Raw genomic sequence first — 14,264 nt, 5'->3', positions numbered from 1 at the left:
GAGATTCAAACCCTGAAGCGCTGCCTTAGACCGATATGCGAGATTGATCCGAGCTGGCACGCCAGCGCCACTTATGTCCAACGCGGTACGAATCCGGCCGATGCAAAATCGCTACCTGCCCTATCTCTTGACCTTGCCCAGCCTGTTTCTGGCCGCAGTCGTCATCTTCTGGCCGGTCTGGGACCTGATCCAGATATCGACGCATGATGTCAGCCGTTTTGGGCAGCTGCGGGACTTCAACGATTTCGCCAATTATTCCGCCTTCCTCGCCGATCCCGATTTCCTGGCGGCACTCTGGCGCACCGGCGTATGGACCGTGCTGGTGGTCGGCGGCGCGCTGCTGTTGTCCGTTCCCGTGGCGATGATCCTCAATACCGATTTCTACGGCCGCGGCATTGCCCGCGTCATCATCATGCTGCCCTGGGCGGTGTCGCTGACGATGACGGCGGTGGTCTGGCGCTGGGCGCTCAACGGCGAAAGCGGGATGCTGAATTCGGCGCTGATCGGGCTCGGCCTGATCCATGAAAACATCCAGTGGCTGGCGCGCGCCGAGACCGCCTTTCCGATGCAGGTGCTGATCGGCATATTGGTGACGGTGCCCTTCACCACCACGATCTTCCTCGGCGGCTTGTCATCAATCCCGGACGATCTATACGAGGCGGCCGCCCTGGAAGGGGCGACGCCGCTGCAGCAGTTTCGCGAGATCACCTTTCCGCTGCTGAAGCCGTTCATCAACATCGCCATCGTGCTCAACACCATCTACGTCTTCAATTCCTTCCCGATCATCTGGGTGATGACGCAGGGCGGGCCGGCCAACTCGACCGACATATTGGTCACCCACCTCTACAAACTGGCCTTCCGCATCGGCAAGCTTGGAGAGGCCTCGGCGGTATCGCTGCTGATGTTCGCCATCCTTTTGATCTTCACCATGATCTATGTGCGCCTCGCCATGCGGGAGCAGCGTACATGACGCCCAAGCTGAAGCGCACGATCATCGCCTGGCTGCTGCTTTCGCCGCTGCTCGTGGTGACGATCTTCCCCTTCGCGGTGATGTTTTTGACCGCGGTCAAGCCGCGGCAGGAGGTGCTGTCGCCGACCTGGTGGCCAAGCGAATTCCACTGGTCGAATTTTGCCGACATGTGGGTGGCGACGGGATTCGGCCAGGCGTTAGCCAATTCGCTCTATGTCTCGGTTATCGCCACCGTCGGCGCCATCCTGATCTCGGTGCCGGCCGCCTATGCCATGTCGCGGTTTCGCTTTGCCGGGTATGGCGCCTTCCGCCAGTTCCTGCTGATCTCGCAGATGATCTCGCCGATCGTGCTGGTGCTTGGCCTGTTCCGGCTGATGGCCGCCTGGGGCCTGATCGAATCGACGACGGCGCTCGGCGTCATCTACATGGCTTTCAACGTCGCCTTCACCGTGTGGATGCTGCAGAGTTATTTCGACACCATCCCGCGCGATCTCGAGGAAGCAGCGTGGATGGAGGGCGCCGGCCGCTGGCTGACCTTGCGAAAAGTGTTTCTGCCGCTTTGCCTGCCGGCAATCGCGGTCACCGCCATCTTCACCTTCATCAACGCCTGGAATGAGTTCGTCGTTGCGCTCACAATGCTGCGCAGCCAGGAAAGTTACACGCTGCCGATCCAGGTGTTCTCGCTGGTCGCCGGCCGCTACACGATCGAATGGCACCATGTAATGGCGGCGACGCTGCTGGCGACGCTGCCGGTGGCGATTCTGTTCATCTGGCTGCAGCGCTATCTCGTCCGCGGGCTGGCGCTCGGGGCGGTCAAATAACCGCGCCATTCACAACGGAGCTTTCATGCGCATCTTCACCGCCTCGCTGGCGACCGAAACCAACACCTTCTCGCCGGTGCCGACCGACCGGGCGTCGTTCGAGATGGCGTTCTATGCCGGGCCGGGCAAGCATCCAGACACGCCGACCTTGTGCTCCTCGCCGATGGTCGCGCTGCGCCGGCGTGCGGCTGCCGAAGGGCTGACCGTCATCGAAGGCACCGCCACCTGGGCGGAGCCGGGCGGGCTGGTGCAGCGGCAGACCTATGAGGCGTTGCGTGACGAGATTCTCGGCCAGTTGAAGGCAGCCTTGCCGGTCGACGCCGTCATCCTCGGCCTGCACGGCGCCATGGTGGCGCAAGGCTATGACGATTGCGAAGGCGATCTGCTGGAACGGGTTCGCGCAATCGTCGGGCCCGACGTGGTGATCGCGGTGGAGCTCGACCCGCACAGTCATCTGACCCCAAAGCGCGTCGCGGCATGCAATGTCATGGCCTATTTCCTCGAATTCCCGCACACCGACTTCTATGAGCGCGGCGAACATGTCGTCGAGCTTGGATTGGCGGCGGCGCGCGACGAGATCAAGCCGGTGATCTCGACCTTCGACTGCCGCATGATCCAGGTGCTGCCGACCAGCCGCAAGCCGATGCGCTCCTTCGTCGACCGCATCAAGGCGCTGCACGGCAAGGACGGCGTGCTGTCGGTGTCGGTCATCCATGGCTTCATGGCCGCGGACGTGCCCGAAATGGGCACGCGCATCCTGGTCGTGACCGACAATGACAAGGCCAAGGGTGATGCGCTGGCGGAGAGGCTAGGGCGCGAGCTTTACGCCATGCGCGAAAGGACGGCGATGACGATGCTGAACACCGAGGATGGCATCGCGCGGGCACTGGCGGTGCGCAAGGGAAACCCCGGCAAGCCGGTTGTGATTGCCGACATCTGGGACAATCCCGGCGGTGGCGTCGCCGGCGACGGTACCGTTGTGCTGCGCGCCATGTTGGAACAGGACGTTGACAATTTTGGCGTGGCGACGATCTGGGACCCGATCGCCGTCACCTTTTGCCAGGCGGCAGGCGAAGGCGCCGTCATCGACCTGCGCTTCGGCGGCAAGGCCGGGCCGCTGGCCGGCGAACCGATCGATGCGCGCGTCAAGGTGTTGAAGGCTGTCCGCGAGGGCTGGCAGAGCTTCGGGCCAAGCCGGGTGACGCTCGGGCCAACGGCGCTGGTGCGCGTCGAGGGCACGGAAATCGACATCATCCTCAACACCAACCGCACGCAGACCTTCGAGCCGGATATTTTCTCGAACATCGGTATCGATCCGATGAGCAAGGGCATATTGCTGATCAAGTCGACCAACCATTTCTACGCCGGCTTTGAACCGATCGCGGCGGAGATCATCTATGTCTCGGCGCCGAGCTCGTATCCGAGCAATCCGGCGGTGACGGATTACAAGAAGCTGACGCGGCCGGTTTGGCCAAGGGTGGCGGATCCTTGGAAGGTCTAATCTCCTTGAGGGGGTCGCCTCGCGTGAAGCGCCGACCTTCATCTGCCGCAGGAGGTCGAGCCCAGTCGGACCGACCCCCTCTGGCCGCTTTGCGGCCATCTCCCCCTCGAGGGGGGAGATAAGCTGGCGCTATAGCAATCCCCGCTTCACCATCATCGCTTCCGGCGAAGGCATCTTGCCGCGGAACGCCGTGTACAGCTCCTCCGGATCCTTCGACCCGCCGGCGGCATAGATATTCTTCCGAAGCCGTTCCGCCAGCGCCGGGTTGAAGGGATCGCCGGTCTCCTCGAAGGCGGCGAAGGCGTCGGCGTCGAGCACTTCCGACCACATGTAGGAATAGTAGCCGGCTGAATAACCGTCGCCGGAGAAGATATGGCCGAAATGCGGGGTGCGATGACGCATGGCGATGATGTCGGGCATATCAAGCTTTTCCAGCGTTTCGGCTTCGAAACGCAGCGGTTCCGCCGGCGCATCCGGCCGCGCGTGATACGCCATGTCGATCAGCGCCGACGCTGTGAACTCGACCGTGGCGAAACCGGCGCCGAACGTGCGGGCGGCCAGCATCTTGTCGAGCAGCGACTTCGGCATCGGCTTGCCGGTCTTGACATGCAGCGCATGCTTTTCCAGCACTGCGGGCACCGTCAGCCAGTGCTCGTAGAGCTGCGAAGGCAGTTCGACGAAATCGCGGGAAACCGACGTGCCCGCCACTGACGGCCAGGTGACGTCGGTCAGCATGCCGTGCAAAGCATGGCCGAACTCGTGGAACAGGGTCTTGGCCTCATCGACCGACAGCAGCGCCGCTTCCCCCGCCGGCGGCTTGGCGAAGTTCATGATGTTGTAGATCACCGGCTTGGAGCCATCCCCAAGCTTGTAGCCAGACTTCAGCGCGCTCATCCAGGCGCCAGAACGCTTCGAGGATCGCGCGAAATAGTCGGCGAGGAACAGGCCGCGCTCGCTGCCATCGGCGTTCTTCACCACGAAGACGCGCGCGTCGGGATGCCAGGCGGCGATGCCCTTCTTCTCCTCGAAAGTGATGCCGAACAGTTTTGTGGCGACGTCGAAGCAGGCGTCGATGACCCGGTCGAGTTGCAGATAGGGTTTCAGTTCCGCCTCGTCGAAGTCGAATTTTTCGGCGCGCAATTTCTCCTGGTAGAAGCGCCAGTCCCAGGCGGCGAATTTTTCGTTGCTGCCTGCCTTGGTCGCAAGCCGCTCCAGCTCCTTCTGGTCGGCGGCGGCCTTCTCCAGCGCTTTCTCCCAGACCGGGTCGAGGAGGTCGTGCACCGCCTTCGGCGTCTTGGCCATGGTGTCGTCGAGTTTCAGCGCGGCGAACGAGGCATAGCCGAGCAGCCTGGCCTTTTCGGCGCGCAGTTTCAGCATGTCGCGCACCACTGCGGTGTTGTCGCTGGCGCCGCCATTCTGGCCGCGCATGGTGAAAGCGCGGAAGGCGCTCTCGCGCAGGTCGCGGCGTTCGGAGAAGGTCGTGAACGGCTCATAGATCGAGCGCGACAAGGTGACTGCGTAGCGGCCTTTCTGGCCGCGCGTCTCGGCGGCTTCGGCCATCGAACTCTTCACGAAGTCCGGCAGGCCCGCAAGATCAGCCTCGTCGAGGAACAGCGCCCAGTCGCGCTCGTCGGCCAGCACGTTCTGGCCGAAAGTGGTGCCGAGCGAGGACAGCTCCTCGCTGATGTTGGCCAGCCGCTTCTTGCCGTCGGCGTCGAGTTTTGCGCCCGATCGCACAAAGCCTTTCCAGGTCTTCTCCAGCACCCGCAGCGTCTCGACGTCGAGTTTTAGCGTCTCCCGGCGCTGGTAGAGGTCGTCGATGCGGGCAAACAGTTTCTCGTTCATCGAGATCGCCGAGAAATGCCGCGACATCTTCGGCGAGATCTCACGCTCCAGCGCCTGGATCGCATCGTTGGTGTGGGCGCCGGCCCGGCACCAGAAGATCGACGAGACATGGTCGAGCGGCTCACCGGCGAGTTCGAGGGCTGCCAGCGTATTCTCGATGGTCGGCGCATCCTTGTTGCCGGCGATCGCATCGATTTCGGCCTCATGTGCCTTCAGCGCCGCGTCGAACACCGAGGAGAAATCGTCGTCGCCGATGCTGGCAAAATCCGGCAGGCCGAGCGGCCCTTGCCATTTGGTCAGCGGATGGGCGGCGAGATCGACGGTTTTCGTGGACGGCATGGGGGATCTTTCGATGATTGGCGGAGCTTGCTGACCGATGTAGGGCGATGACTGGCGCGGCGCAACAGCGCGGCCGTTCAAGCCCGCGTCAGAAGCCGTCGCAATTTTCCGCGATCGCCGCTTGCGAACTGGCGGTGATGCGGTTGCCGGTGACGGCGAACGTTTCCTGCATCAGCATGTCATTGTTGGGGAAATCATAGCAGGCGATGACAGTGGTGACGCCGGCCTCGCTCTTTTCGACGCGATGCCGGATTGCGGCGCCGGCGACCGCGCCCTTCCATTCGTCGATCGACGCGATGAACTCCTGCTTCGACTGCACGACGCCGAGATCGTCGAGCTTGATGCGGACATCGTCGGCGAGCAGGTCCGACAATTCGGTGCGATCGGCGACCAGCAGCGCCGAATACCAGCGGTCGATAATGGCGCCGTCATCGGAGCGGGCAGGGACGAGCGAAATCAGCAGCGCCGCTACGGCGAAAGCGATCGCACGCCAAACCCGCATTCTTCCCTCCTCTTATTTGACCATGCCCTTATCCGAAAACCGGTTCCCACTTTTCGGGATCATGGGTCTACGTCAAATCCGGCCGCTCGAAGTCGCCAGTGTCCTTGTTCATCACCCAGAGCTCGCCTGTCGAGATGTCGAACCAGGCGCCATGCAGCGACAGCCGCCCCTTGCCTTCGAGGATGGAGACGCAAGGGAAGGTCCTGAGATTGGCGATCGAATAGCGGATGGAAATCCGCTCCAGCGCCGTCTGCCGTTCGGTTGTCGTCATGAACGTGCTGGACGAAACGGTTTCGGCCGCCGGCGCGATCAGGCTCATCCATTTGCCGATGAAGTCGCCGGGCGACAGCGGCGCCGAATTGGTGTCGAGCGCGGCGCGGATGCCGCCGCAGCGGCCATGGCCCATCACCACGATGTTTTTCACCTTCAGGCTCTGCACGGCGAATTCGAGCGCGGCCGAGGTCGAGTGGAACTCGCCGTCCGGCGCATAGGGCGGCACCAGATTGCCGACATTGCGCAGGACGAACAGTTCGCCCGGACCGGCGTCGAAGATCGCCTCGGGGGCAGAGCGGGAATCGCAGCAGGCAACGATCATGGTTTCGGGCGCCTGCCCTTCGCGGGCGAGCTCGCGATAGCGTCCGCTCTCGGTGAGATAGCGGCCATTCATGAAGTTGCGGTAGCCGGTCCAAAGATGTTCGGGGAGATGGGGCATGGGCTAGGGATGAAGCCTTTCGGGGTTAGCGACGGCAGCTCATTTCAAGTTAGAAAGGCTCTAACGGCAAATGCCCGTCGCGGGCAATGCCGAATTGCGGATGGGTTCGTCGCAAATCGCCATGCCGCACGCATGGCTCGCCGCTTGCCTCACGCCCAGATCGCCAGGGGAATGCCCAAACGGTCGGCAAGCGGCGGGTCGGGAAACGGCTTTGCCTCGCCGCCGGCAATGCGTCCGGCAATCAGCATCATCGCTGCGGCGTCGAGGAAATCGTCGGCGGCAGCACCGCGTTGCGGCGGCTGGTCAAGGAAAGCTCTGGTATAGCCGTGCCGGCAGAGCAGTGCCTTGCGCTCTTCCATCCCGGCAGGATTGACGGCGCCCTTGATCTTCTTCGGCAGTGTCATCGGTTTTTCGCCGTTCAGCCGGCAGAAGGCCACTTCGGGATGCGATTCGAAGACGCGGCGGCGCAGTTGCGGACGTGCGATCAGCAGCGCGTCGATCTCGCGTATCTTGGCAAAGATGCCGAAGGCCTGGATCGAGACGCCGCGTGGCGGATCGGAGGTCGCCTTGGCCACCTCGCTGGCGCGCCGATGTGCCTCATACCAGGCCTCGACCGTGGTGAAGCCGCTGGTGTCGGCGTAGAGGGCCGGGCGGGACGGGATAGAGAAGACGCTGGATTGCCGTGCTCCGAGCATTGGCCGTACCAAGGTCTCCGGCCCGCGCCCGCCTCTTTGCGAGACGTCCGGCAGGCCGATCGGCATGTCGACGACCACTGTCGCATCGGCGGGCAAGGCGTCGAGCAGGGTCGCAAAGCTGGGAAAGACGCGGACTGACGGCGCGGCATCCAGATCGCGGCGGACGGCGATCCAGCCGGCCTTGCAGCCGTCGACGCCGACGACCACGGTCGAGGTCACGCCCGGCGGTCCCGCCCCGGATGCGTGAGGTGGCGCAGTTGCACCATCGCCATCGGATGCGACAGGCTCTGGGCATCGGTTTCAAGCTGCAACTCGTCGCCGCCACGCTTGGCGGTTCGCGCCAGGATTTCGTAGACGGCGGCGGTGGTCGATTGCAGCGCCTTGATCGGCGGCTGCCCCGACAGGATGCGGGCGAGGTAGACGGCCGCAGTCAGGTCACCGAGGCCATTCGGCGGCTTGTCGATGAGGCGGTGTTCGGCCAGCAGCGCCTGGGTGCCGTCAAGCAGCAGATTGCCGGTGCCGCCGGTCATCATCGACTGTGCCGACGTCACCAGCATTGTTGACGGTCCGGCATGGAGGGCGGCCGAGATCACCGATTTCAGATCGGGCAAAGGCGCGCCGGCCATCCACTCCAGCTCATAGCGGTTGGGGGTGGCGATGTCGGCGATCGGCATCAGCCGGTCGCGCATCGCGGCGGCCGTCGGCTCGGGCACATAGAGCCCGCCGGAATCGCCCATCACCGGATCGCATATATAGATCGCGTCCGGCGTCTTGGCCTTGACCGCCGCAACCAGCGAGGCGACGGCCTCGGCCTGGCCGGCCTCGCCGAGATAGCCCGACAGCACCGCGCCCACCTCGCTCAGCCAGGGCGCGCGCTCGAGATCGGCCATCAGCGGCTTGAACTGGTCGAGCGGCGGCACGATGCGCGTGGCGCGGCCATGGCCCGGATGCCAGGGCAGGATGACCGTCGGTACCGCCCACACCGGAAAGCCCAGCGTCTCCAGCGCAAACACGGCGGCGCGGTTACCGACCGAGCCGCGGGCGACATGGCTGGAAATGACGATGACCGCGCGCGGCGCGTCGGCTTTTTCGCTGTTCATGGAAAATCCTAGATACGGATAATTTTTCGTTGAATCGTCATCCTGATCTATCTCTTTGGTTGGAGCATGATCTCCGGACAAAACGGTTCCCGTTTGTCCGAGAAAACCGGTTCCCACTTTTCAGGATCATGCTCTAGCTGCCCCGGGAGACGTAGTACACGAGCCAGATCAAAAGGCCGAGGGCGACGATGAGCCCAAGTGCGCGACCGATGCGGGTGCCCCAGACCTCGATCGGATCGGATCGGTCGGCCTCGGCTGCGGTAACATGATCGCGCGCGCCTTTCGCTGCCCGTGACACCAGCGATGCGCCGCCAACGCCGCCCTCGTTCGCCACGCGCTCGATAATGCGGCGCGATTCGCTGTCATCGTCGCGGCCTTCCGCCATGATCCTGTCCTGTTTGCCGGCAACCATACCGTGTTCGCGCGATCAATCACAGGCCTCGCCGGCGCATGAATGCGCGCCAGGAATGCGCGCCAGCGGCAGACATTTTCTTGAGCGCGGATTGTGCTAATGCTTCGCATGCAACTTCTGTCGAGGGACCTCACCATGTTTGCCCAGCGCCTTGCCTTCCCTTTCCGCAGTCTGCCGGCCGTGCTGATGTTGGCCGTCGTGCTGCCTCTGCTCGCCGGCTGCGGCTTCAACACCATCCCGACGGCGGAGGAAAACGCCAAGGCGGCATGGAGCGAGGTGCTGAACCAGTATCAGCGTCGGTCCGACCTCATTCCCAATTTGGTCGAGACGGTGAAGGGCTATGCCTCGCATGAAAAGGACACGCTCGATGCGGTGGTCGAGGCGCGCGCTAAGGCGACGCAGATCACGGTGACGCCGGAAACGCTGAAGGACCCCGAAGCGCTCAAGAAGTTCCAGGATGCGCAATCAGGGCTGACCAGCGCGCTGTCGCGGCTGATCGCGGTGTCGGAGGCCTATCCCGACCTCAAGGCCAACCAGAATTTCCTGGCGCTGCAGGCGCAACTCGAAGGCACCGAGAACCGTATCGCCGTGGCGCGGCGCGACTACATCCTGGCGGTCAAGGATTACAATCTGACGCTGAGGACCTTTCCGTCGGTGCTATGGGCAACCTTCTGGTTCCGCAGCAACGAGCCCTTCGCCAACTTCACCGTCGAAGAAGACAAGATGCAGCCGCCGAAGGTCGATTTCGGCACGAAGCAGGGCGGGTGATGACGTCTGGGTGAGCTTGGCCTTTGCCAGCCTTGCGTTCCTTCACACCCCCCTCTGTCCTGCCGGACATCTCCCCCTCAAGGGGGGAGATCAGCTGTCTTCTGTCCTTGCGCCAAATATCAGCGTTGCCGGCTGAGCGTCGGCAGCGAGATTGCCAATCTCCCCCCTCGAGGGGGAGATGTCCGGCAGGACAGAGGGGGACGCGAAGGAACGCCAACCTTGGTGTTCTTCTCGCCTTTCTGGCCGTCTTCCTGCCCCTCACCGCCTTCGCCGCCGACCTCCCCGCGCTGACCGGCCGCGTCGTCGATAACGCCGGGATCATCGATGCAGGCACCAAAGCCGCGCTCACCCAGAAACTCGCCGACTTCGAGACAAAAGGCTCCGACCAGATCGTCGTCGCCACCATCCCCAGCCTCGACGGCGAGGAGATCGAGCCTTACGCCAACCGGCTGTTTCGCTTCTGGAAGCTTGGCCAGGCCAAGGAAAATAACGGCGTGCTGCTGCTGGTGGCGCCGAACGACCGCAAGATGCGCATCGAGGTCGGCTATGGGCTGGAAGGCACGCTGACCGATTTGCACACCAAGCTGATCATCGAAAACGACATGGTGCCGGCGTTCCGCGCCGGCGATTTCTCCGGGGGCATTTCCAAGGCCGTCGACGACATGGTGATGGTGCTGGAAGGCAATCCGGAGGAATTGGAGGCGCGCGGCGAGCGCAACCAGAAGCCGCCCATCAATACCGACAATCTGTTCTTCGGCGTCTTCATCAGCATCTGGGCAATCATCTTCTTCGGCAGCATGGCCGCCTCCATCCTGCCGCCGATCTTCGGCCAAAAACTCGGTCCCGGCCGCTATCGCTGGCTCGGCATGACATTCGAGCCGGGCCGGCGGTCGTCCAGCGGCGGCTGGTCTTCGGGCGGGGGCGGCTGGTCGTCGGGTTCAAGCGGTGGTGGCGGCTTTTCCGGCGGCGGCGGTTCGTCCGGCGGCGGCGGCTCCTCGGGAAGCTGGTGACGAGATGACAACACGCATCGCCAATCCCTGGCATGGCCGCTTCGCCACGATGACCGGCGCTGCCTTGCTGGTCTTGCTCGTCAGCTTCGCGGCGCTGGCGGCGGAACTGCCCGCCCTCACCGGTCGTGTCGTCGACAATGCAGGCATCATCGATGCCGCGACCGAGGCGGCGCTCACCCAAAGACTGGCCGATTTCGAGACCAAAGGCTCCGACCAGATCGTCGTCGCGACGGTTCCCAGCCTCGACGGCGAGGAGATCGAGCCTTACGCCACCCGGCTGTTCAACGCCTGGAAGCTCGGCCAGAAGGCCAAGAACAATGGCGTGCTTCTGCTGGTGGCCGTGAACGACCGCAAGATGCGCATCGAGGTCGGCTACGGGCTGGAAGCCACGCTCACCAACCAGCACGCCACACGGATCATTGAAGGCATGGTGCCGGCCTTCCGCGCCGGGGATTTCTCCGGCGGTATTTCCAAAGCGGTCGACGACATGATCATGGTGATTGAGGACAGTCATGGTGGTTGAGGGGAACTGGTGACGGCATGACAGTACGCGTCTTCAATCCGCCAAGACCTGGCCGCGCAGCCGCGACGATCGGCATCGCCCTGTTGACGATGCTCACCATGCTGTTTGTAGCCTTGGCGGCAGACCTGCCGGCACTCACCGGGCGGGTGGTCGACAATGCCGGTATTATCGACGCCGCGACCAAGGCGGCACTGACGCAGAAGCTCGCGGATTTCGAGACCAAAGGCTCCGACCAGATCGTCGTCGCCACGATCAACAGCCTCGACGGCGAGGAGATCGAACCCTACGCCAACCGGCTGTTCCGCTTCTGGAAGCTCGGCCAGGCCGGCGAGAACAATGGCGTGCTGCTTCTGGTGGCGCCGAACGACCGCAAGATGCGCATCGAGGTCGGCTACGGGCTGGAAGGCACGCTCACCGACCTGCACACCAAACTGATCATCGAAAACGACATGGTGCCGGCGTTCCGCGCCGGTGATTTCTCCGGCGGCATTTCCAAGGCCGTCGACGACATGGTCATGGTGCTGGAAGGCAACCCGGAAGAGCTGGAGGCGCGCGGCAAGCGCAACCCGGCCGACCGCAGCACGCCCATCGATCCCGTCGTCGCGGTCTTCCTGATCCTGTGGGCGGCGATGTTCTTCGGCGGCCTGGCGATGGCCTTGATGCCGCCGATCTTCGGCACCAAGCTGTCGCCGGGCGTGTATAAATGGCTGGGCATGACCTTTCGCTACGGCCAGGGGCCGAGCGGAGCGTCCTCGGGCTCCAGCAGCTGGACAACAAGTTCGTCGTCGGGCAGCGGATGGTCATCGGGAAGTTCGGGCAGCAGCTGGTCTTCGGGCTCAAGCAGCGGCGGCGGGTTTTCAGGCGGCGGCGGTTCGTCTGGCGGTGGCGGGTCTTCAGGGAGCTGGTGAGAGAAGATGGCAACACGACCGATCAGCCCACAGGACCATGAGCGCATCGCCACCGCGATCCGCGCGGCCGAGGCCAAAACCGACGGCGAGATCTACTGCGTCGTTGCGCATGCCAGCGACGGCTATTTCTTTCCCGCCGCCTTCATGGCGACATCAGGCATGCTGATTGCCAGCCTCGCCGTCGCCTATGGGCTGGAAGCCTGGTGGCTGTCGATCCGGCTGCCGCATTTCGTCATTGTCCAACTGCTGGCACTGGCCTCGGTGTTGGTGCTTTTGTGGGCGCTGCCGGGCTTGCGCATCCATCTGGTGCCGCGCCGGCAGCGTTATCAGGCGGCACATGACAATGCGCTCAGGCAGTTCCTCGCCCGCAATGTCCACCGCACCACGGCGCGCACCGGCGTGTTGGTCTTCGTGTCGATCGCCGAGCGTTATGCCGAAGTGGTCGCCGATTCGGGCATCGACAGCAAGGTCGGCCAGCATGTCTGGGACGGCGTGGTGCGCGATCTCCTGCAGCATGCCGGTCACGACCGGCTCGCCGACGGCTTCGTCAAGGCGATCGGGCAGGTCGGCGCGGTGCTGGCCGAGCATTTCCCGGTGACGTTGGGCGATGCCAATGAACTGGACGATCATCTCGTCGAGATCTGAAAAGCCAGCACGCGCTACCCGGACGGACGCCTGACCGCGCCGGCTGGGTGCGTTTTCCAGGCAGGCTTTGCCCATTGTCAGCAGTGTCGCGATCGGCTGTGAGAAAGCGGTCGGCGGGCTGACCTCGACTCTTGCAAATGGCCGATGCGGGTTTATGGTTAACAAATCATGAATACGCTGAGCATCGACATCAGGAAAGCCGAACCGCGCGACGCTGGCGCCATTGCGGACGTGCACCAGCAGGCTTGGGAGGGCGCCTATTCCGGCATCATCCCGCATCGCTCGCTGACCTCCATGATCAACCGCCGCGGCGCCGACTGGTGGGCCAACGCCATCCGCCGCGCCGCCACCGTTCTGGTGGTCGAGATCGGCGGCACCATCGCCGGCTATGCCACGATCGGCAAGAACCGCGCCCGCGAGCTGAAGCAACAGGGCGAAATCTACGAACTTTACCTGCGTCCGGAATATCAAGGCATCGGGCTCGGCAGCCGGCTGTTCAAGGCGGCGCGGGCGCGGCTTGCCGACCACGGGCTGAAGGGAATGGTGGTGTGGGCGCTGGAAGACAACCAGAACGCACTTTCCTTCTATGCCGGCGCGGGTGGCCGTGACGTCGCCGAAGGCGTCGAGATTTTCGAGCAGAGGGCGCTCAAGAAGGTCGCCTTCGTCTGGGAATGACCGGCCTCGGTTACAAATCATCATAAACCGTGCGCTTCCGTTAGCGCTTCGCACCAATCGCCGCATTGCACCATGCCGCGCCGCCCGCTATCGATCTTGGACATCGAGAGAGGGATTTAAGCCATGCGAATCGAAGCCATAGCCATCGGAAAGAACCCGCCCGAGGACATCAACGTCATCATCGAGGTGCCGATCGGCGGCGAGCCGATCAAGTACGAGATGGACAAGGAGGCCGGCACGCTGTTCGTCGACCGTTTCCTACATACGTCGATGCGCTACCCCGGCAATTACGGTTTCGTGCCGCACACGCTGTCGGGCGACGGCGACCCGATCGACGTGCTGGTCTGCAACACGCGCGCGCTGGTGCCGGGCTGCGTCATCAATGTGCGACCGATCGGCGTGCTGGTGATGGAAGACAATGCCGGCCAGGACGAGAAGGTCATTGCCGTGCCGTCGCCGAAGCTGACGCTGCGCTACGAAAACGTCACCGAATACACGCAGCTGCCCGAGATCACCCGCGACCAGGTCCAGCACTTTTTCGAGCACTACAAGGATCTCGAGCCCGGCAAATGGGTCAAGATCGAAGGCTGGCACGATTCCAAATACGCCAAGAAGATGATCGTCGACGCGATCGCACGGGCGAAGGCGGCAAAGTAGCGCCGAGAGAGGCCTGCGTCTCGTTCAAGTAAGCGGCAAACGCCAGCGAGGCACCCCCCTCTGGCCTGCCGGCCATCTCCCCCTCAAGGGGGGAGATCGGATGTCGCAACGGCTTTCGTCAATTTTCCGCGCCGAAATAAAAAGCGCCGCCAGCGAAGCTGCCAATCTCCCCCCTTGAGGG

Annotated in this window: 15 protein-coding genes and 1 pseudogene; 10 read left to right on the top strand and 6 right to left on the bottom strand. The window is 63.5% G+C overall.

Translation table 11 applies throughout. The features are described from left to right. Window positions 1-100 precede the first annotated feature (100 nt). From NKI35_RS27685 to NKI35_RS27675, 3 genes are read left to right on the top strand one after another with little or no spacing between them, the layout of a single operon-like run. Window positions 101-970 carry a carbohydrate ABC transporter permease gene (locus NKI35_RS27685; protein ID WP_352537773.1) on the top strand — a complete coding sequence of 290 codons (870 nt, stop codon included), beginning with the start codon at window positions 101-103 and terminating at the stop codon, window positions 968-970. Beyond that, window positions 967-1,791, top strand: a complete 825-nt coding sequence (locus tag NKI35_RS27680) for a carbohydrate ABC transporter permease (RefSeq protein ID WP_023668609.1) — start codon at window positions 967-969, stop codon at window positions 1,789-1,791. The genes NKI35_RS27685 and NKI35_RS27680 overlap by 4 nt, the downstream gene beginning before the upstream one ends. Window positions 1,792-1,816: 25 nt before the next feature. After that, window positions 1,817-3,292: a M81 family metallopeptidase gene (locus NKI35_RS27675; protein WP_352741959.1), complete on the top strand. Its 1,476-nt coding sequence runs from the start codon at window positions 1,817-1,819 to the stop codon at window positions 3,290-3,292. Window positions 3,293-3,421: 129 nt separating this feature from the next. On the opposite strand, the gene NKI35_RS27670 is transcribed toward NKI35_RS27675, so the two are convergent. The 6 genes from NKI35_RS27670 to NKI35_RS27645 form a co-directional block, all read right to left on the bottom strand. Further along, window positions 3,422-5,476: a M3 family metallopeptidase gene (locus NKI35_RS27670; RefSeq protein ID WP_352741957.1), complete on the bottom strand. Its 2,055-nt coding sequence runs from the start codon at window positions 5,474-5,476 to the stop codon at window positions 3,422-3,424. An 88-nt stretch (window positions 5,477-5,564) separates the two neighbouring features. Further along, a complete protein-coding gene (locus NKI35_RS27665) occupies window positions 5,565-5,978 on the bottom strand; it encodes a hypothetical protein (protein ID WP_023668612.1) in 414 nt (137 codons plus the stop codon). A 67-nt stretch (window positions 5,979-6,045) separates the two neighbouring features. Beyond that, window positions 6,046-6,690, bottom strand: a complete 645-nt coding sequence (locus tag NKI35_RS27660) for a carbonic anhydrase (RefSeq protein ID WP_023668613.1) — start codon at window positions 6,688-6,690, stop codon at window positions 6,046-6,048. 149 nt (window positions 6,691-6,839) lie between these two features. Next, window positions 6,840-7,604 (bottom strand): DUF429 domain-containing protein, encoded by a 765-nt coding sequence (locus NKI35_RS27655; RefSeq protein ID WP_352741955.1) that lies wholly within the window; start codon window positions 7,602-7,604, stop codon window positions 6,840-6,842. Further along, the gene (gene pdxY / locus NKI35_RS27650; protein ID WP_352741953.1) at window positions 7,601-8,485 is read right to left on the bottom strand and encodes a pyridoxal kinase PdxY; all 885 of its coding nucleotides are present in this window, start codon (window positions 8,483-8,485) and stop codon (window positions 7,601-7,603) included. Before pdxY ends, NKI35_RS27655 begins: the two co-directional genes overlap by 4 nt. Window positions 8,486-8,618: 133 nt before the next feature. Then, window positions 8,619-8,870, bottom strand: a complete 252-nt coding sequence (locus tag NKI35_RS27645) for a hypothetical protein (RefSeq protein WP_023818268.1) — start codon at window positions 8,868-8,870, stop codon at window positions 8,619-8,621. A 162-nt stretch (window positions 8,871-9,032) separates the two neighbouring features. Here NKI35_RS27645 and NKI35_RS27640 point away from each other — a divergent pair, with 162 nt between their 5' ends. The 7 genes and pseudogenes from NKI35_RS27640 to ppa all read left to right on the top strand — a co-directional run bounded on the left by NKI35_RS27640 (window position 9,033) and on the right by ppa (window position 14,083). Then, window positions 9,033-9,665 carry a LemA family protein gene (locus NKI35_RS27640; protein WP_023755947.1) on the top strand — a complete coding sequence of 211 codons (633 nt, stop codon included), beginning with the start codon at window positions 9,033-9,035 and terminating at the stop codon, window positions 9,663-9,665. A 239-nt stretch (window positions 9,666-9,904) separates the two neighbouring features. Continuing rightward, entirely contained in the window at window positions 9,905-10,675 is a 771-nt protein-coding gene (locus NKI35_RS27635) for a TPM domain-containing protein (RefSeq protein ID WP_196813610.1), read from the top strand. Window positions 10,676-10,724: 49 nt separating this feature from the next. Beyond that, window positions 10,725-11,180, top strand: a pseudogene (locus NKI35_RS27630) (TPM domain-containing protein); the annotation flags it as partial. A 35-nt stretch (window positions 11,181-11,215) separates the two neighbouring features. Further along, window positions 11,216-12,106: a TPM domain-containing protein gene (locus tag NKI35_RS27625; protein WP_352741951.1), complete on the top strand. Its 891-nt coding sequence runs from the start codon at window positions 11,216-11,218 to the stop codon at window positions 12,104-12,106. Between the two features lie 6 nt (window positions 12,107-12,112). Beyond that, on the top strand, window positions 12,113-12,751 hold the full coding sequence (locus tag NKI35_RS27620; protein WP_023755945.1) for a TPM domain-containing protein: 639 nt from the start codon (window positions 12,113-12,115) through the stop codon (window positions 12,749-12,751). 168 nt (window positions 12,752-12,919) lie between these two features. Then, window positions 12,920-13,426: a GNAT family N-acetyltransferase gene (locus tag NKI35_RS27615; RefSeq protein ID WP_023668622.1), complete on the top strand. Its 507-nt coding sequence runs from the start codon at window positions 12,920-12,922 to the stop codon at window positions 13,424-13,426. A 123-nt stretch (window positions 13,427-13,549) separates the two neighbouring features. After that, a complete protein-coding gene (gene ppa, locus NKI35_RS27610) occupies window positions 13,550-14,083 on the top strand; it encodes an inorganic diphosphatase (RefSeq protein ID WP_023668623.1) in 534 nt (177 codons plus the stop codon). The last annotated feature ends 181 nt before the right edge of the window (window positions 14,084-14,264 follow it).

The organism is Mesorhizobium sp. M0676 (assembly GCF_040320535.1).
In the GTDB taxonomy this organism is placed as follows: domain Bacteria; phylum Pseudomonadota; class Alphaproteobacteria; order Rhizobiales; family Rhizobiaceae; genus Mesorhizobium.
The sequence above is the reverse complement of the archived record's forward strand: the minus strand, read 5'-3'. Positions and strand labels throughout refer to the sequence as shown.